This is a genomic window from Trichococcus sp. (assembly GCF_055118575.1).
This window is the reverse complement of the sequence record NZ_JBSQPW010000002.1, coordinates 19,009-35,844: the sequence shown is the minus strand read 5'-3', so window position 1 is coordinate 35,844 and position 16,836 is coordinate 19,009. Positions and strand designations below refer to the sequence as shown.

18 protein-coding genes are annotated in these 16,836 nt (G+C 46.7%); 4 read left to right on the top strand and 14 right to left on the bottom strand.

Annotation, left to right across the window (positions count from 1 at the left end; translation table 11 throughout):
• Nucleotides 1-7 precede the first annotated feature (7 nt).
• From coaE to pepA, 9 genes are all read right to left on the bottom strand, one after another.
• Nucleotides 8-607: a dephospho-CoA kinase gene (gene coaE / locus ACTCCX_RS00720; RefSeq protein WP_463274266.1), complete on the bottom strand. Its 600-nt coding sequence runs from the start codon at nt 605-607 to the stop codon at nt 8-10.
• Between the two features lie 6 nt (nt 608-613).
• Nucleotides 614-1,498: a DNA-formamidopyrimidine glycosylase gene (gene mutM, locus ACTCCX_RS00715; RefSeq protein WP_276646533.1), complete on the bottom strand. Its 885-nt coding sequence runs from the start codon at nt 1,496-1,498 to the stop codon at nt 614-616.
• A 36-nt stretch (nt 1,499-1,534) separates the two neighbouring features.
• Nucleotides 1,535-4,186, bottom strand: coding sequence for a DNA polymerase I (gene polA / locus ACTCCX_RS00710; RefSeq protein WP_463274265.1), 2,652 nt, complete (start codon nt 4,184-4,186; stop codon nt 1,535-1,537).
• A 21-nt stretch (nt 4,187-4,207) separates the two neighbouring features.
• Nucleotides 4,208-4,753: a MaoC/PaaZ C-terminal domain-containing protein gene (locus ACTCCX_RS00705; protein ID WP_463274264.1), complete on the bottom strand. Its 546-nt coding sequence runs from the start codon at nt 4,751-4,753 to the stop codon at nt 4,208-4,210.
• Nucleotides 4,754-4,926: 173 nt separating this feature from the next.
• Entirely contained in the window at nt 4,927-6,258 is a 1,332-nt protein-coding gene (murC, locus tag ACTCCX_RS00700; protein WP_463274263.1) for a UDP-N-acetylmuramate--L-alanine ligase, read from the bottom strand.
• A gap of 238 nt (nt 6,259-6,496) precedes the next feature.
• Entirely contained in the window at nt 6,497-7,192 is a 696-nt protein-coding gene (locus ACTCCX_RS00695; RefSeq protein ID WP_068559905.1) for a hypothetical protein, read from the bottom strand.
• Between the two features lie 101 nt (nt 7,193-7,293).
• The gene (gene ytpR, locus ACTCCX_RS00690) at nt 7,294-7,908 is read right to left on the bottom strand and encodes a YtpR family tRNA-binding protein (RefSeq protein WP_463274262.1); all 615 of its coding nucleotides are present in this window, start codon (nt 7,906-7,908) and stop codon (nt 7,294-7,296) included.
• A gap of 53 nt (nt 7,909-7,961) precedes the next feature.
• Nucleotides 7,962-8,273: a thioredoxin family protein gene (locus tag ACTCCX_RS00685; protein WP_463274261.1), complete on the bottom strand. Its 312-nt coding sequence runs from the start codon at nt 8,271-8,273 to the stop codon at nt 7,962-7,964.
• Nucleotides 8,274-8,287: 14 nt separating this feature from the next.
• Complete coding sequence (gene pepA / locus ACTCCX_RS00680) at nt 8,288-9,364, bottom strand: glutamyl aminopeptidase (RefSeq protein WP_463274260.1); 1,077 nt, start codon at nt 9,362-9,364, stop codon at nt 8,288-8,290.
• A 254-nt stretch (nt 9,365-9,618) separates the two neighbouring features.
• Between pepA and ACTCCX_RS00675 the strand changes: the two genes are divergently transcribed.
• Nucleotides 9,619-9,969: a PepSY domain-containing protein gene (locus ACTCCX_RS00675; protein ID WP_232309280.1), complete on the top strand. Its 351-nt coding sequence runs from the start codon at nt 9,619-9,621 to the stop codon at nt 9,967-9,969.
• Between the two features lie 62 nt (nt 9,970-10,031).
• Here ACTCCX_RS00675 and trmB read toward each other — a convergent pair whose 3' ends face one another.
• From trmB to ACTCCX_RS00655, 4 genes are all read right to left on the bottom strand, one after another.
• The gene (gene trmB / locus ACTCCX_RS00670) at nt 10,032-10,697 is read right to left on the bottom strand and encodes a tRNA (guanosine(46)-N7)-methyltransferase TrmB (RefSeq protein ID WP_463274259.1); all 666 of its coding nucleotides are present in this window, start codon (nt 10,695-10,697) and stop codon (nt 10,032-10,034) included.
• 72 nt (nt 10,698-10,769) lie between these two features.
• Complete coding sequence (locus tag ACTCCX_RS00665; RefSeq protein WP_463274258.1) at nt 10,770-11,567, bottom strand: phosphotransferase family protein; 798 nt, start codon at nt 11,565-11,567, stop codon at nt 10,770-10,772.
• A 509-nt stretch (nt 11,568-12,076) separates the two neighbouring features.
• Complete coding sequence (locus tag ACTCCX_RS00660) at nt 12,077-13,309, bottom strand: ABC transporter permease (RefSeq protein WP_463274257.1); 1,233 nt, start codon at nt 13,307-13,309, stop codon at nt 12,077-12,079.
• On the bottom strand, nt 13,306-14,043 hold the full coding sequence (locus ACTCCX_RS00655) for an ABC transporter ATP-binding protein (protein ID WP_463274256.1): 738 nt from the start codon (nt 14,041-14,043) through the stop codon (nt 13,306-13,308). The genes ACTCCX_RS00660 and ACTCCX_RS00655 overlap by 4 nt, the downstream gene beginning before the upstream one ends.
• Before the next feature lie 174 nt (nt 14,044-14,217).
• Between ACTCCX_RS00655 and ACTCCX_RS00650 the strand changes: the two genes are divergently transcribed.
• Nucleotides 14,218-14,652 (top strand): HIT family protein, encoded by a 435-nt coding sequence (locus tag ACTCCX_RS00650; protein ID WP_321434443.1) that lies wholly within the window; start codon nt 14,218-14,220, stop codon nt 14,650-14,652.
• 2 nt (nt 14,653-14,654) lie between these two features.
• Nucleotides 14,655-15,035, top strand: coding sequence for a YtxH domain-containing protein (locus ACTCCX_RS00645; protein ID WP_463274255.1), 381 nt, complete (start codon nt 14,655-14,657; stop codon nt 15,033-15,035).
• A 101-nt stretch (nt 15,036-15,136) separates the two neighbouring features.
• On the opposite strand, the gene ACTCCX_RS00640 is transcribed toward ACTCCX_RS00645, so the two are convergent.
• A complete protein-coding gene (locus ACTCCX_RS00640) occupies nt 15,137-15,565 on the bottom strand; it encodes a MarR family winged helix-turn-helix transcriptional regulator (protein ID WP_463274254.1) in 429 nt (142 codons plus the stop codon).
• 243 nt (nt 15,566-15,808) lie between these two features.
• Between ACTCCX_RS00640 and ACTCCX_RS00635 the strand changes: the two genes are divergently transcribed.
• Entirely contained in the window at nt 15,809-16,795 is a 987-nt protein-coding gene (locus ACTCCX_RS00635; RefSeq protein ID WP_463274253.1) for a peptidylprolyl isomerase, read from the top strand.
• Nucleotides 16,796-16,836 lie beyond the last annotated feature (41 nt).

Sequence of the window (16,836 nt, the reverse complement as noted above, 5' to 3'; positions counted from 1 at the left end):
TTTCAGGCTACACAGTTCTATGTTTGAGCAGCCAATCGTTGACTTGTTTTTTTGTTTCTTCAATTGTTCCGGAATTGTCGATGACAAAGTCAGCCAGTTCTTTTTTCTTCTCGATCGATAGCTGACTTTGCATCCTCCGGGTAGCTTCATCCGCATCCAAATGGTTGCGGCTCATCAGCCTTTGCACTTGAAGTTCTTCTGGAACATAGACGACCATCACAGCATCGCAACTGTCCTCATTCCCGCCTTCGTACAGCAATGGGATATCCAGCACAATCAGTTTGTGCCCTTCCGAAATATAACGCTCTTTTTCTGCCTGTATCCAATCATTGATGCGCTCCTTCAGCAACACATCCAGTTCTTTACGCTTCTCCCTATCCGAAAAGATCAGCGCTCCCAAACGTTTGCGATCCAACGTACCATCAGACAGCAGATAGGCTTCCCCAAAATGTTCGATGATGTCCGCTAACCCTGGTGCACCCGGAAGAACGACAGCCCTTGCTCCTAAGTCTGCATCGACAACCGGAATGCCCGCAGACAAAAACAGCTTCGCTACAGTCGATTTCCCTGTAGCGATGCTTCCTGTAAGTCCTAATATATAGCTCATGTTCGTTTATTTCGCCCCTTTGTAGGCAATATCAGTGATGTCTGGTGCCTTTGAACGCGTCTTCGGCAGTTGTTGACAATGCGGACAATAATGCGTTCCTCGCTGTGCAACCCTTATCTTTTCGATCGGATGACCACAGTTCGGACAAGGTTGCCCGGTTTGACCGTAAACGGCAAGAGAGACTTGGAATTTACCGGCCTCTCCTAACGTATTTTTGTAGGTCCGGATCGTCGACCCTCCGGCCTCCACTGATCTACTGATCACATCCATGACGGCTTCATGCAGCCTTTTGGCTGCAGCCGGGCCGATTGTATCGGCGGCTTGCAGGGGATGGATTTTAGCTTGGAAAAGTGATTCATCTGCATAAATGTTCCCGACGCCGGCCACAATATTCTGGTCCAGGATGACCGCTTTGATTGCGCGATGCGACTTGGAAAGATCCTTTTTGAATTTGCTCAATTTGAAGAAATCCGCGGTCGGTTCCGGCCCCATTTTTTTGAAAGGTTCATACTCTTCTCGCTTTTCGATCGGCAACAACGTAAATTTACCGAACTTGCGCACATCAAGGTAACGCAATTGGCGGCCATCGGCGAGATAAAAAATGACATGCGTATGCTTCTTGATCGGTTCACCGGCTTCGCTGACCTCATATTTGCCTTCCATCCGCAGATGGGAAATCATCGCCCAGTGGTCCAACAAAAAGATCAGATACTTGCCGCGGCGTTCGATGGTGTGGATCTGCTCCCCCCGCAGAACCGTCTTGAAACGTTCCGTGGAGAAAGGCGGCGTGATCATACGATCCCAAAAGACGGCTACATCTATGATGACGGCTCCTCCGACAAGGTTGATGAGTCCTTTGCGGATGGTTTCTACTTCTGGTAATTCCGGCATAAGCAGGCCCCTTTCATTTATCGGTTTGTTCCTTGTTTATTTTGCATCATACCAGCTATCTCCGGAGTTGCTGTCCACTTTGAGCGGCACAGCCAAGTCGACTGCATGCTCCATGATTTCCGGCACCAATTTTTCCAAGACCGGAATCTCTTCTTCCGGGCATTCGAAGATCAATTCATCATGCACCTGCAACAACATATTCGCTTGAAGCCCTTTTTCCTTAAGGACTTTATCCATCCGGACCATCGCCACTTTGATGATGTCGGCGGCAGTGCCTTGGATCGGCGAATTGATGGCCGTGCGTTCGGCAAAGGAGCGCAGATTGAAATTGCGGTTATGGATATCAGGCAGGTAACGGCGTCTGTGGAACAGCGTTTCGACATAACCGGTCTCTTTCGCTTCCTTGACGATATCCTCCATGAATTGCTTCACACCCGGATATTTGTCGAAATAACGGTCAATGAATTCTTGAGCAGCTTTTCGGGTGATGTTCAGGTTTTGGGACAAACCGTAGTCACTGATGCCATAAACAACACCAAAATTGACGGCTTTCGCTTGTCGGCGCAGATTGGCAGTGACGTCTTCCGGTTTCTCGATGCCGAATACACGCATCGCTGTCGAAGTATGGATATCCTGGCCTTCCAGGAAGGCTTCGCGCAGATGCTCATCCCCGGAAATATGCGCCAGCACACGCAATTCGATTTGTGAATAGTCGGAGGCGAACAGCTTCCAACCTGCTTGTTGCGGAACGAAAGCTTGTCTGATTTTCCGGCCTTCCTCCATCCGGATCGGGATGTTCTGCAGGTTCGGATCGACGGAACTCAAACGACCGGTCTGCGTCAATGTCTGTTGATAACGGGTATGGATCTTTCCGGTTTCCGGTTTGATGAATTTCAGGAGTCCCTCCACGTAGGTGGATTGCAGCTTGGCCAACTGTCGGTAATTCAGGATGTGCTCCACGATCGGCGCTTGCGCCTGCAGCTTCTCCAATACATCCACCGCTGTCGAATAGCCCGTTTTCGTCTTTTTGATGGCGGGCAAGCCCATCTTCTCGAACAGGATGACACCCAGCTGCTTCGGTGAGTTGATGTTGAACTCCTCACCCGCCTCGGCATAGATGGTTTTTTCGATTTCAAGCAAGCGGCCGGCAAATTCCTCTTTCATTGTCAAAAGACGCTGCGGTTCCACTTTGATCCCTTGGATTTCCATGTGCGCCAAGACAAACGACAACGGCAGCTCCATTTCGTAATACAAATCTTTTTGCACGTTGCTTTCCAGTTCAGCGTTCAATTGGGCAAACAGCGCCTGGATCGCTTTCACTTTGCGCGCTAAATGGTCATGCAGTATTGCATCCTCGGGAACCGCCGTTTTAGCGCCTTTTCCGTAGATGGCCTCATCAAAGGAGACATCGTTGTAGCCGTATTCCTGGGCGACTTGCGCAAGGTCTTTGCTGTTGTCCTTCGCATTCAGGATGTAGGAAGCCAGCAGGATATCAAAGTCGATGCCTGCCAGCGCGATACCGGCGTAATGCAGCATGACCATCGTCCGTTTGCCATCGTAAACAATTTTATGGGCTCCCACATTTTCAGCCCATTCCTCGAAAGCAACACTTGCCAGCACTGTTTCCAAAGAAGCTGTGTAAATCTTTTCATCCGTTCCCCAGCTGACTGCGAGGATTTTCCCATCATGGTAGTTGTCTTCAAGCATCTCTACATACAGTGCCATCCGGTCCGTAAAATGCTCGGGACGGATTTCCGTCAGGACTTCGAAATGGATGTCCTCGAAGGATTCCGAGCGGTCTTCCGAGGCCACGCCCAGTTTGTCCAAGAAGCCATTGAAATCCATTTCGCGGTAAAAGTCGGTCAGTTTGTCGATCTGTTTGCCTTCAACCGCCAGTTCATCAAGCTTCAATGTCACCGGCGAGTCCAGATCGATTGTAGCCAAAGTTTTGCTCATGAACGCATTCTCTTTGTCATTGATAAGGTTCTCTTTCATCTTGCTTTTCTTCAGTTCATCGATATGCTCGTATAGATTTTCGATGGAACCGAATTCGGTCAAGAGTTTCAAAGCAGTCTTCTCGCCGACTTTGGTGACGCCCGGATAATTATCCGACGAGTCGCCCATCAGACCTTTCATGTCGATGATCTGTCTCGGTTCGATGCCGTATTCTTCACGGATGACGTCCGGGGTGTAGGATTTCAATTCCGACACGCCTTTGACGGTGATATCGACCCGGATATTATCCGTCGTCAATTGGATCATATCCTTATCACCAGAAATGATGACGACATCATAGCCGGCTTGGTCGGCCATCCGCGAGTAAGTCCCGATGATATCGTCAGCTTCATAATTAACCAATTCATATGTCTTGCCACCAAAAGCATGGACTAGGACGCCAAAATAGGGCCACTGCTCGGATAACTCCGACGGCATGCTTGCACGCCCGCCTTTGTAGTCGCCATAAAGGGCATTGCGGAAAGTCGTTTTTCCTGAATCGAATGCTACCAACAGATGCGTCGGCTCTTCTGTCTGGAAGATGCGTTCCAATATATTATTGAAGGCGTAGAGCGCGTTCGTATGCAAGCCGTTTTTGTTGCGGAACCCGTCCAGATTCGGCAATCCAAAAAAGGATCTGAAAGCCACACTGCTGCCATCCACCAATAGTAATTTTTTCTTTTTATCAGTCATCTGTTAACATCCTAACTCTGCTTATTCTGAATCGTCATCTGTCATCGTTGTAGGATAAACTACCTTATCTGCATTCTCCTCGACTTCAGTTCGCTCGTTCATGATCACGTTCTCTGCCTCATCAAAAATCAATTTACGGGGTGTCTCTACGATCAATTCGGCATCCAATACTCGTTCATTTTCCATATTCGTCCCGACAACGCTGATTGTAACTTGTTCACGGCGCTCGTCCACGCGTTCCACTTCAAAATTGAAGGTTATCATGTTGTTATGGTAGATCGGTTCGATCACATTCAAAGAAACGTCCACAATATGTGAACCTGGACCCGGTAAATGTTTGGAAACGTTGCTCGTCAAAATCCCCACCAATAATACGGTTGGCACGATCGGTTTATGAAACCGAGTCGTCTGCGAATAATCATGTTGAATATAGAGCGGGTTCCCGTCATTCGTCAACCCAAGATACAGCAAAATATCTTTGTCTTCGATGATTTCGGTGACAGTCAACGAATCCCCCTCTTGAATTTCATCAATCGATTTCCCAAGCTTTATATCTTTCAGACCCATTTTCACTTTTCCTTTCTTTGAACACATATATGTCTATCATATCAAAAACCCCGTTCCGATAAAAGCCGTTTAACCGTTTGGGCCTATTTATTCAGATAACCGGACCAAGCCTGCTCTGTCTTGCATCAAAAAAAGCCCAAGAATTGCTTCCTGGACTTTTTTGATGCATTGAATTAATTTTTCGTCGGCACACTGTGGCTCAACAGTTCTTCGTAAGCCAATTCAAACTTCTGAACATCCCCTGCACCCATGAAAATGGCGACAGCATCATGAAACTGCAAAAGTGGAGACATGTTGTTGACGTTCAACACAGTTGCGCCTTTTTCGATTTTTTCGGCCAAATCACCGATCGAAACCTGTCCGTCCTTTTCACGAGCGGAGCCGAAGATGTCGCAAAGGAAGACCTTGTCGGCCAATTCCAGCGCCTCGGCAAACTCACTAAGCAGAGCAACCGTACGCGTGAAGGTATGCGGTTGGAAAATCGCAATGATTTCCTTTTCAGGGTATTTCTGTCTGGCTGCATCGAGTGTAGCGCGGATTTCGGATGGATGATGGGCATAATCATCGATGACGACCATATCCGAAATATATTTTTCGCTGAAGCGACGTTTTACGCCTGAGAAAGTCTTCAGCTGAGCAGCGACCTTGTCTTTGTCCAAGCCTTCCAACCAACAGAATGTGATGATGGCCAATGAGTTGAGGATGTTGTGCGTGCCGAATGATGGGATTTCAAAATGACCGAACAACTCGCCATTTATTTCCACATCGAACTGACTGCCGTTTGTGTTTTTCGTGACATTTTTGGCGACAACATCATTGTCTTCAGCGAACCCGTAAAACGTTACCGGATATTTGCCTTTCAGTTCACGGACATAGGCATCCTCCCCACACGCGATGATGCCTTTTTTTACTTGGGATGCAAACGCAGCAAACGCGCTGTAAACATCATTGATATCCTGGTAGTAATCCGGGTGATCGAAATCGATGTTCGTGATGATGGCGTAGTCCGGTGAATAGGCCAAGAAATGACGTCTGTACTCGCAAGCTTCCAACACAAAGTACTCCGCATCTTCCCGGCCGAAGCCAGTGCCATCGCCGATCAAATAGCTAGTCGGAGCAATCCCGTCCAACACATGGGACAACAAACCGGTTGTGCTTGTTTTTCCGTGAGAACCGGTGATGGCGACGCTCGTATAGCTTTTGGTCAATTCGCCTATGAAATCATGGTAGCGAATAACCGTCAAACCAAGTTCTTTCGCTTTAGCGATTTCCTCATGGGAATCAGGGAAAGCATTCCCTGCGATGACCGTCAGACCCGGTGTGATATTCGCTTCGTTGAATGGCATGATTGTGATGCTTGCATCATCCAAACCTTTTTGCGTAAAGAAATAAGTTTCGACATCGGAACCTTGGACTCTATAGCCTTTTCCATGCAGGATCAATGCCAACGCACTCATCCCGGAACCTTTGATGCCGACAAAATGATAAATCGTTTCCGTTTCCATAATTACCTCCAAATGAATAAGGAAGGTTAGTCTTTCGGCTACCTTCTGATGTTTGTGCCTCAAAACACTCTCTTAGGACATGATGACTTGCTGTCCATTTATTGAACCGGAACCAGTATAGCACGCACGAATTAAGAAAATGCATGAAATTATTTAAAATTTGATGTCAAACATGTCAATAATTTCATTATGCCACCAACCGCAGCATACAAATCAAGTTAATGTTACAATGCCATGACTAAAAATAAGAATGACTTGCCGAATCAGCTGCCTCATGGACAAATTTCCCGGCTGCATCGTAAGAGCGTTCCTGCTCCATGATACCCAACAACGATCGGTTCATCGCCCGTTTGGATTTGCCTTCCAACGGCTGCAACTCACTTTCTCCCACGTTGTCCTCTTTCAAAACCGCATCGTCTTCAACAGGTGCCCCCAATTCGAAAAGAAGCAAATCTGAGCTATTTTTTCTCAATAAGGCTGCGATCGCGCGATAGTCGATTCTCTTTTCATGCAGGTTTCCCCAACCTTTCAACGGTTCCGGCACTTCGGTCAGTTGGAAAGGTCTTCTGCTTTTATAGGATGCGAAAGGATGCATGCCCAATTCCGTGCGGCGTTCCTTCTGCTTTTCTTCCTTTAGTCTTTTTTTCTCGACTGCAAAAACATCTTCGGCAGGCTTCACAACTTTGTCCCTGAAGGAAACGAATGCCTCTTTGTTGTGGCGGATGTAAGGTACAGTATCCATCGGATGCAGCAAATCTTGTGAGATATAGGAGGACGGTTGTGCAGAATCGCCTTTTTCTTCCAACATGCCATGCTCTTCATCCTCTTTTTTCAGGTAATTCGGAAAATCAAACTTATTTGTTGCAGGATGACTTCCATCCATCCCTGAACGATGGTCATGCCGAAAAAAACTGGGTCCATCATAGCGACTCATCCAGTCAACTCCTCTCTTGTTTTGCTTCAGGCAATGCGCTGCCTGGTTTCAATGGAATTCCTTTATTATAGTACTTCTTTTTCCGACAAAATTCCATAGGGTTATTTGGAAAACGCTGCGCCTGTTGCATAGCTGTCATCCAATACGAGGATGCCTTTTTTAGGGCTGGCGTTCTCCAGTTGCAATTCTTTGGCTGAACAGATCATGCCGTGGCTGGCTACGCCGCGCAATTCACCCGGCCAGATGATCAAACCGTTGGGCATGACCGCGCCTGGTTTGGCCACGACGACGCGTTGGCCTTTTTTGATGTTGGCTGCACCGCAGACGATCTGCAGCACTTCACCGTTGTCCACTTCCGTTTGCGTAACGGACAGGTGGTCGGAGTCTTCATGCGGCACGCATTCCTTGACGTAACCCACAACAAATTTAGGCGAACGATCGACGACGATGGCGTCACTGAAACCTGCCGCTTGGATCAAAGCATTCACTTTTGCCGCTTCTTCATCGGATAACAGCACTTGTCCGTTTGCATCCAACGCCAGCGTGTCTGAAATCGAAAATAGATTGTAGCCCATCGTTTCATTTGTACGGTTGTTGAAAATGCGCGTCACATTGCCTTTTGATTCGCATGCTTGTTCTTGGCGGACAGCGATATCCCCTTTCGTCAACATTAATGTATCCCCGACTGCTTCACGATTATAAAAACTTAACCACATTTTGTATTTGCTCCTTTATGCTTCTTCATTTATTTTTCCCAAACGAAATAGTATCACAATTGTTCCAAAAAGGCTTCAATCTCTTTTTGCGTCTTCCGGTTGCGTGAGACGAAACGACCCAATAGTTCTCCCTCAGCATAGACGACGAAGCTCGGGATTCCGGAGATCTGTAACGCTTCACCCAGCGTGCCGAAATCATCGCGGTCTATCTCGACGAAACGAAAATCCGCAAATTTATTCTCCACTTCAGGCATGAACGGGCGGATGTAATGGCAATCCGGACACCAACCGGTCATGAAGACGAAGACCGTTTTTCCCGAATCGCGCAGTTCTTTGAATTGATCCAGATCTTTCATTTTGTCCATAATCAAGTTCCTCCTTAGTTCATGGCCATGATCGTTCCATAAGTGCTCTTGTCCAATGCTTTGATGACTTGCGCAACCATTTCCTTGGCTGCCGCGTAATCGTCGATGTGGAACATTGTCTGATGTGTGTGGATATAGCGGGCGCAGACGCCGATGACCGCGCTAGGCACCCCGTCATTCATGACATGGGCGGCACCCGCATCCGTTCCGCCTTTGGAAACAAAATACTGATAAGGGATATCATGCGTTTCCGCCGTATCCAACAGAAATTCGCGCATCCCTTTCAAGGTGATCATGCCTGGATCCTGGATCCGCAAAAGGAAACCGTCCCCCAGATGGCCGAACGTATCCTTGGTCGTCGTCAAATCATCCGCAGCCGAACAATCCACCGCGAAGAACAGATCCGGCTTGAACTTGTGCACGGCCCCTTTTGTTCCACGCAGTCCGACCTCTTCTTGGACGTTGGAGCCGGCTATCAAAGTGTTCGGCAACTTTTCATTTTTCAATGCTTCCAGCGTCTCCAAAACGACCGTATTCCCGTAGCGGTTGTCCCACGCTTTTGAAATGATTTTCTTCTTGTTGGCGGTCCAGATCGTTTCCACTTGGGGAACAATCGTATCTCCTGGACGGACTCCGAAAGCCATCGCCTCTTCTTTTGTATCGAACCCCGCATCGAACAGAATGTCCGTCACTTTGACTTTTTTGCCTTCACCCTCCCCGCGCAATAAGTGCGGCGGAACCGAAGAGGAAATCACAGGAATATCGCCTTTGGACGTCTGCAGGGTATAGCGCTGAGCCGAAACGACATAAGCATTCCAACCGCCGAGCGGCACGACCCGGAACAATCCGCGATCCGTGATGCCGGACACCATGAAACCCACTTCATCCATGTGTGCCGCGACCATGATGCGCGGTGCCGTTTCATCTTCATGCTCTCTGATTCCGAAAATTCCGCCCAAGCCATCCGTTTCGATGCGATCCACCAAAGGCGCCATTCTCTCGCGCATATAGTTACGGATGTTGCGTTCGTTTCCGCTTGTTCCCTGCAATTCCGTCAATTCTTTGATCATAGCAAATGTTTTATCATCCATATTTGAATGGAGCAGGGCATAAATTTAGCCTTATGCCGCTCCCGATCCCCCTTAAGTGTCTGATTATCCTATCCATTATAGCGCAGCATCCTTGTCATAGCAACGATTCCATTTGTTAAGAAAGCTTGCCCAGTACAGGAAACGTTTCCTTTGCGCATCCTGGCGCTTCTGACATTTCCCTATTATTTTTTTCGTATTATTGCTATACTGAAGGAGAAAATGAGTAAGCGCATTACTTTGAGGAGGAACATAAGATGAACTTTTTGGAAAAATGCATGTGTAAAAAACACAAAGAAGAAATCTTGGGCGGTATTCTGTTCGGTGCCGGACTCGTACTCGGTTCAGTCGTGACAGCCCTTTGCTACGAACAGAAACGGACCGTCAACGGCGATAAAATCCTGGAAAACGTCAAAAAGATGTTCTTGGCTGAAGCTCCGATCGAAGGATCTTGGATCGAACTGCACCCCGTCCCGCTCAGTCGTTATTCTTCAAAGACGGATGTGTATTACGGTGGCATATCCCGCAAAGAGGACGGCGTGTTGGTGCAATACGAATTCATTGCTGACGCCTACACGGGAACTATCTTGGATCTTTATAAATTGTAAAAAAACAGAAAAAGGAAGGAACAAAGCTGCGAGTGCTTCGTTCCTTCCTTTTTGTCTGGGTTCTAATTTTCAGAAACAGCCGTTGCTTTTTTCGGGAACGCTGCTTCGACGCGGTAAATGCGGTCTCCTCGGGAAGAGAACTTCGCTTCGTACTCCGTCATGATGTTTCCCTCAAAGTCGCTCTTGTGCAGATCCAACCACACTTGCTTTAAAGTCATTCCGTATTGCGAGAAGCTCGCCAACGAATATTCGAATAAGCCTTGGTTATCCGTCTTGAAATGGATTTCACCACCGGAAACCAGGATCTGTTCATAGTTCTGCAGGAATTTTTTGTAGGTCAAGCGGCGTTTGTCATGTTTGGACTTTGGCCACGGATCGGAAAAGTTCAGGTAAACGCGATCCACTTCGCCCGCCTCAAAGAAATCTGCTACATTCTCTCCATCCGTATTCAGCAATTGGACATTTTTCAGACCTGATTCAATCATTTTATCGAGTGTCATGACCGCCACGCTAGTCTGGCGTTCGATTCCGATATAATTCACTTCCGGGTGCATGCGGGCCATCTCGACAATGAACTGTCCCTTGCCTGAGCCGATTTCCACGTGGATTGGTTGGCTATTGCCGAAACGTTCCTGCCATTTCCCTTTCCAATCCGCTGGTTCCATCACAACATATTGGGTACTTTCAGCCAATTTTTCGGCAGCCCATGGTTTATTTCTTACGCGCATAATTCTCCTCTTTCTTATCTGTTTTTTTCAAAAAAAGAAATCCTTTCCGTTCGTATGATGACGAAGAGGATTTCATAAGTAACTGTTCAAGCGATTCTGATAGAGTTGTTTCAGCAACAGAATCAGTTGGTTCATTTCCACATTGCGTTCCTGGGAATGGCTCTTTTTGATTAGGCATAGGCACACCATCATGCTGTACCACTCCAAACGGCGTTCCATATTGTCATTCATCTGCAAGCCATACTGCTCCAACCATAATCTCCATTCTTCATGGGGAACGTATTGTACCAGCAAGGTGCTGATGTCCGAGAACGGATCGGCAATTTTGACCATTTCCCAATCCACCAGATACAACCGGTCTTCCTCATCCAACAGGAAATTTTTCCGATTCACGTCTCCGTGGCAGACCGTTTTTTGCGAGTCGTCGATGCTGGCGATGCTGTTCTTCACATATTCAGCAGCTTGTTGCAGTACTGAATTGGATTTAAGGTCATCCGGCAGATCCGCCATATACAGGTTGTAGAAATTGATCGGGTTGAAAATTTCGCCTTTTACCTTCTGAAGCATCTTCAGGAGGTTTTCGGAATGATGGATGCGATGCAGGATATCCCGAACGCTCTGCCCTCTCATTTCATCCGGATTCAACTCCCTGCCGTTGAGCCATTCTTGAGCTGTCAGGACGTCCCCATTGCCGACCCGTTTGGTCCAGATCAACCGCGGCGTGATCCCCTCAACAGAAAGCGCGGCTAAGAAAGGTGAAGAGTTTCTTTTCAAAAAGACTCTTTCCTCGGCTCTGGTGCCCATATAAGCTTGTCCTGTGTCTCCTCCGATGGGATGTAGCCGCCACCCTGAGTCCATTTTATAATCCATCGAGCTCATTCCTTACTCTGTCATTAATTTTGAAAAGCGGTACAAGCCCGCTCCTGCCTAGAAAGAAATTTAGGAAATCTGGCCTCGCAACGTTCCCTGCGGTCACCTTGTACTGGGAATCTAAGGGATGAATCCCTAAGACTCCCATGCAAATGAGCATCGCAGAGCGCAATGGGTCAGATTTATCTAATTTCCGAGAGGCAGGCTTGGACCGCTAGACATCTTTTTAGGTGCATGAAATATTTTGCAAACTTGTGAAGCACCAAAGGTGATGCACTTTTAATTTGATAAATTTATATCATTGAAAAGAAGGAGCCGGGACGAAAGCCCCAGCTATCTCGGTCTGCTCTTCTGTTCATGCGCTACTTGTTCATTTGGCGACGTAGCTCGTTTAGCTCTGAAAGCGCAACGGTTCTCACTCGCGTACAATTCTTATTTTAGATTTCTTTACATATTCAGTCAAGAATATTCCATATGGTTTCGGAACTGAATCTATTATAATCTGTAGATCAGTAATTTGTCGTTTCTCTTTTTCGAGTACGGCCGCCTATATAAAACTGAATGAATAGCCACACGAAACCGGCGTTCAAGCCGACTGCAGCCAAGCCCATCTGCCAACTGTTATTGATGAAGATGATTCCCGCAAAGAAGAAGCCTTCCACTCCCAATAGGTAAGCCAGAAAATGCTTGAATCCGGCAAATTTATCTTCGTGCTGCGTCGGATATAACCGATACAGCATATTCTCATTGAAATGGAAATACAGCGGCAACAGCTGAAAGCCTGTCAAGTAAAGGAACAACAGACTGAGGCCTAGAGAAAATCCGGCTGATGGCGTAAACAGAAGCAGCAGCGCTCCGATGACCAATAAGCGGAAAAACAAGCCGCTGTAATCTGTCCCGCGCAAAAATGCCCGCGCATATAAATACTGATAGGAATTGCTGTTGCCTTCAATCTGACGCAACAAGCCGTCGAAATATTTTCTTCTTTTTGCTTTGCTCTTCACTTGAGGAACATCTGTGAAAAGATTGATGATTCGGTTTACGCGTGCTTTTCGTTGTTCTTCCGAGGCGATCATCTGCTCCCATTGATAGAGCGGATAGCGCGCCTCATACGCCACTTGTACTTTTTTACGCAGAAACATAGTATACAGCGTTACAAGTACCGACGCAACCCATGGATTGAAAAATATCGCGATAGTGACCGATAATATCGCCGCGCTTGCCAGATACAGTTTGTTTTTTCGCCGGATCTTCTTATCGCCTATCTTCAGACCCAACTCCTGGAGGTCCAAATCGACGATTTTTAAGAGAAGCAAAGTTGCATAAATCGGCAGCAAATCATTTGCTCCGATTGTTCTTCCCGCAAAAAGCATCGGCATTGCCGCGGCTGCCACAAAGAACAAGAGAATCGCCGGAAGGATCAAGCTATATTTTTTTGCTTTGCTGAAATAGCCCCCCCATTCCTTTTCCTTAGCCAAAAGGAATACATGGTCGGCCGGCTCCAAAAAGGTAGCCAGCTTCCCGATAAAAATGCTGCCGGAAAAAATGATCACTATCAGCAGCTTTCCCCAAAGGAAATCCGGCGTCACTGTTTTCACAAATTCGGAATATTGGTAAGCCAAAGCGCCCAGTAGAAATAGTAGCACAAGGACGAAATGATCATTGAAGATATATTTGCTGTAACGGCTGAATTTTTTCAGGTGCAGTTGTTGCCTTCTTTTCCAGATACTTTCCAGATTCATGGTCGATCCACTTCTTTCGTCAAGCTGATGTAAAGCTCATCGAGACTTGCTCCCGGCATGCCCATTTCGTGCTGCAGGTCTGCCATCGTGCCTGTCACTTTGACCTCACCATGGTGCAGCAGGACGAAATTATCACATTCTTTCTCGGCAGAAGCCAATACATGCGTGGACATCAGAATAGCTGCACCTTGCGCCTTTTTCTCCCTGACCATCTCCAGGAAAGAGTGGATACCCAACGGATCCAACCCAAGGAATGGTTCATCGATGACGTACACCGGCACATCCAGCATGAACGCGCAAACGATCATCACTTTTTGCTTCATGCCTTTTGAAAAATAAGCAGGAAACCAATCCAGCTTGTCCTCAAGACGGAAATCCCGGATGTAGCGCATCGCCTTTTCCATGGCAACTGCCTTCGGGATTCCGTAGGCCATTGCCGTGATTTCCAGATGTTCCCGTAAAGTGAGCTCTTCATAAAGCACCGGCGTCTCGGGAATAAAAGCGAAGGACTGACGATAACGCTCCGTATCTTCGCGCAACGTCCGGCCATCGATCGCAATCTTTCCGCTGAAAGGCATCATCAGACCGATGATGTGTTTGATGGTCGTACTCTTGCCTGCTCCGTTCAATCCGATCAATCCAGTCAGTTCACCAGCTTTGACCTCAAAATTTATATTTTTTATGACGGGCAATTGTGTATAGCCGCCCGTGACATTCTCCAATAATAGTGACATTTAACCGTCCCTTTCGCATGCGTTTGTGCCTTATATTATAGCACAGCCTTGCCCCATCCCAAATATCTTGCTGAGAGAAGCGCCATTTTGCCCTCAGGATATCAAAAAAAACGCAAATATGATAAAGTTATGCTATAGAATAAAGTAGATAATGGACAGAAAGAGGTCGAGCCTATGACAGATTGTATTTTTTGCAAAATCGCGAACCACGAAATCCCGAGCAGCATTGTCTATGAAGATGATGTCGTCATTGCGTTTCTGGATTTATCTCAAGTGACGAAAGGTCATACACTGCTGGTACCCAAGAAGCATGTCGCTGATATTTTTGAATATGATGAAGAATTGGCGAAGGAAGTCTTTTCGCGCGTCCCTAAAATCGCACGCGCAATCGAACGTTCCAGCGATGACATTTTAGGGCTGAATATTCTGAACAATAACCGTTCGATAGCTTATCAGTCTGTTTTTCATTCGCATATCCATTTCTTGCCGCGTTATGAAGATTCGGACTCGGATGGTTTCGGTTTGAAATGGAAAACGCATGAAGGAAAATACTCACAGGAAGAATTGGCAAAAGTAGTAGCATCCATCAAAGAGAGTCTGGAGGAATAGATATGCGCTCATTTATGGAAGGAATAGTATTCGGTACGGTAGTCGGCGGTCTGCTGGGGTTGCTGAACACCCCGCGCAGCGGAAAAGAAAACCGCGCGAAAGCAAAAGCTTACCTTGAGGACAACACACTTGCGGTAGAGGATCTCAATGAGAGCGTTCAAGGTTTGCGCAAAGCGATCCAATCCTTGACCAACGAAGGATTGGCTTCCGTCAATGCCGTTTCAGAGGAAGTCACCAAATCGATTGAAAGCTTTACGCAACAGGCCCAACCAAGAATCAACCGCATCAACGATAAGCTTGCCATTTTGACTGATGATATGGAAAAAGTCTCTGCAAGCATGGAATCGCAAATGCCTGCAACGACAGATGGGCCATCACAATAATGTACATTAAAAAAACGACTTGCCAAATGCACACCGGATCATCGGTCATTTGGCAAGTCGTTTTTTTTACTTCCTATCAAAAAGACTCCAATCAAGAAGCTCTACTTATTTTGAATATCATCTTGTTTAAACAGTATTTGGATTGGCATTTCCGAAAAAGACTCCGTGAGTACCTGCTCCACCGTCGCAGCCGCTGCAGCCAGTTTCGTGGCACCAGTTTTCGTCAAGGACGTATAGATGATCCGCCGATCCTGCTCGCAGACATTCCGCTCCAGTGCTCCGCAGCCCTTCGCCTCGAATTTGCTGACCAATCTCGAAACTGCGCTTTGGCTTAAACCGACCTTTTCCTCCAGATCCTGGAGTTTCAGTTTTTGATCCGCTTCCTGTGACAGGAAATAAAGGACGTAGAACTCTTTCAGAGAAAGGTTATGGTTCGTCTGCAAACTTTTTTCCAACGTGCTCTCGACTTTCAGATGAAAATTGTTGATCTCCAGCCATTGGCAAAACGCAGAACTCATTTCACATTTCACAAAGTTCCCCCCATTCCTTTCTTTTTATCAGCTTATGATACCAAATATTGGCATTATGAGCAATCTGCCACGACTGGACGCAGATGATTTGTATACTTCCGGTTCTATCTGCAGATATGAATTTTCTGAGAAGTTTGCTAACGTTTTTAAGGAATATTTTCCATAATCACGGCGTTTATGATATATTTATAAATGGTTATTCATGGGATAGATAAATAGAAATAGATTGGAAGTGCCACATTCATGAAAAAGAAATTTGCATTGACGTCCGTTGCTTTCTTGACGGCCATCACATTAGCAGGCTGCGCGACTAGCGAAACTGTCGCAACGACTCCAGCAGGCGATGTCACGAAAGATGAATTATATGAAGCAATGAAGGCCTCGATCGGTGAAACCGTCTTGCAACGTCTGATCTTGATCGACGTATTGAACGATGCGATCGGCAAGAATGAGTTGGAAGCAGAGACGGAAGCTGAACTGTTGACTACCATCGAACAATACGGCGGAGAAGAAACATTCAACTACATCTTGTCACAATCAGGATTTGCAAATAAAGACGAATACCAGGATGTCTTATATTTGAACAAACTGATCGAAGCAGCTGTCAGAGCTGAAACGACTTTCACGGATGAAGAAGTGGAGGCTTATTATGAAGCTTACCAACCACAAATCAACGTACAGCATATCTTGGTTGCGGATGAAGCGACTGCTGTAGACTTGATCAACCAGATCAATGAAGGCGCGGATTTCGCTGAATTGGCAAAAGCCAACTCGACTGATACCGGAACAGCTTCAAATGGCGGAGAAACAGGATTGTTCGGAAAAGGCGAAATGGTCGCAGCATTCGAAGAAGCTGCTTATGCGCTTGAAGTCGGTGAAGTGACACAAACACCAGTCGCTACCGAATACGGCTACCACATCATCAAAATGATCGAGAAGACAGAAAAAGGAACATTGGAAGAAGAACGCGAAAACATCGAAACAGTGATGATGGACGAAAAACTTGCCGACAATGATTACCTGACATCCGTAATGTCCACAATCGTCCAAGCCGCGAACGTTGAAATCAAAGACGAAGACCTGGCAGCAGCGATCGATCAATTCTTGCCTGCTGAAGAAACAAGCTCATCAGACGCAACATCCGAATCTGCAACTTCAGAAGAAGCTAGCTCAGAAGCAACTTCTGCAACTGAAGAAGCGGAATCAGCTACATCCGAATCTGCAAACTAATAACTATAATGTAAAACACGCAAGTTACCGGCTCTTGATTC

What these genes read in the sequence shown, in the direction of transcription:
- pepA (WP_463274260.1), bottom strand. Translation starts at nt 9,364, where the DNA reads ATGGATGATAAAACATTTGCTATGATCAAAGAATTGACGGAATTGCAG.
- ytpR (WP_463274262.1), bottom strand. Translation starts at nt 7,908, where the DNA reads ATGTGGTTAAGTTTTTATAATCGTGAAGCAGTCGGGGATACATTAATG.
- ACTCCX_RS00650 (WP_321434443.1), top strand. Translation starts at nt 14,218, where the DNA reads ATGACAGATTGTATTTTTTGCAAAATCGCGAACCACGAAATCCCGAGC.
- ACTCCX_RS00635 (WP_463274253.1), top strand. Translation starts at nt 15,809, where the DNA reads ATGAAAAAGAAATTTGCATTGACGTCCGTTGCTTTCTTGACGGCCATC.
- ACTCCX_RS00645 (WP_463274255.1), top strand. Translation starts at nt 14,655, where the DNA reads ATGCGCTCATTTATGGAAGGAATAGTATTCGGTACGGTAGTCGGCGGT.
- ACTCCX_RS00655 (WP_463274256.1), bottom strand. Translation starts at nt 14,043, where the DNA reads ATGTCACTATTATTGGAGAATGTCACGGGCGGCTATACACAATTGCCC.
- coaE (WP_463274266.1), bottom strand. Translation starts at nt 607, where the DNA reads ATGAGCTATATATTAGGACTTACAGGAAGCATCGCTACAGGGAAATCG.
- ACTCCX_RS00665 (WP_463274258.1), bottom strand. Translation starts at nt 11,567, where the DNA reads ATGGATTATAAAATGGACTCAGGGTGGCGGCTACATCCCATCGGAGGA.
- polA (WP_463274265.1), bottom strand. Translation starts at nt 4,186, where the DNA reads ATGACTGATAAAAAGAAAAAATTACTATTGGTGGATGGCAGCAGTGTG.
- ACTCCX_RS00685 (WP_463274261.1), bottom strand. Translation starts at nt 8,273, where the DNA reads ATGGACAAAATGAAAGATCTGGATCAATTCAAAGAACTGCGCGATTCG.
- ACTCCX_RS00675 (WP_232309280.1), top strand. Translation starts at nt 9,619, where the DNA reads ATGAACTTTTTGGAAAAATGCATGTGTAAAAAACACAAAGAAGAAATC.
- ACTCCX_RS00660 (WP_463274257.1), bottom strand. Translation starts at nt 13,309, where the DNA reads ATGAATCTGGAAAGTATCTGGAAAAGAAGGCAACAACTGCACCTGAAA.
- murC (WP_463274263.1), bottom strand. Translation starts at nt 6,258, where the DNA reads ATGGAAACGGAAACGATTTATCATTTTGTCGGCATCAAAGGTTCCGGG.
- trmB (WP_463274259.1), bottom strand. Translation starts at nt 10,697, where the DNA reads ATGCGCGTAAGAAATAAACCATGGGCTGCCGAAAAATTGGCTGAAAGT.
- ACTCCX_RS00705 (WP_463274264.1), bottom strand. Translation starts at nt 4,753, where the DNA reads ATGGGTCTGAAAGATATAAAGCTTGGGAAATCGATTGATGAAATTCAA.
- ACTCCX_RS00695 (WP_068559905.1), bottom strand. Translation starts at nt 7,192, where the DNA reads ATGAGTCGCTATGATGGACCCAGTTTTTTTCGGCATGACCATCGTTCA.
- mutM (WP_276646533.1), bottom strand. Translation starts at nt 1,498, where the DNA reads ATGCCGGAATTACCAGAAGTAGAAACCATCCGCAAAGGACTCATCAAC.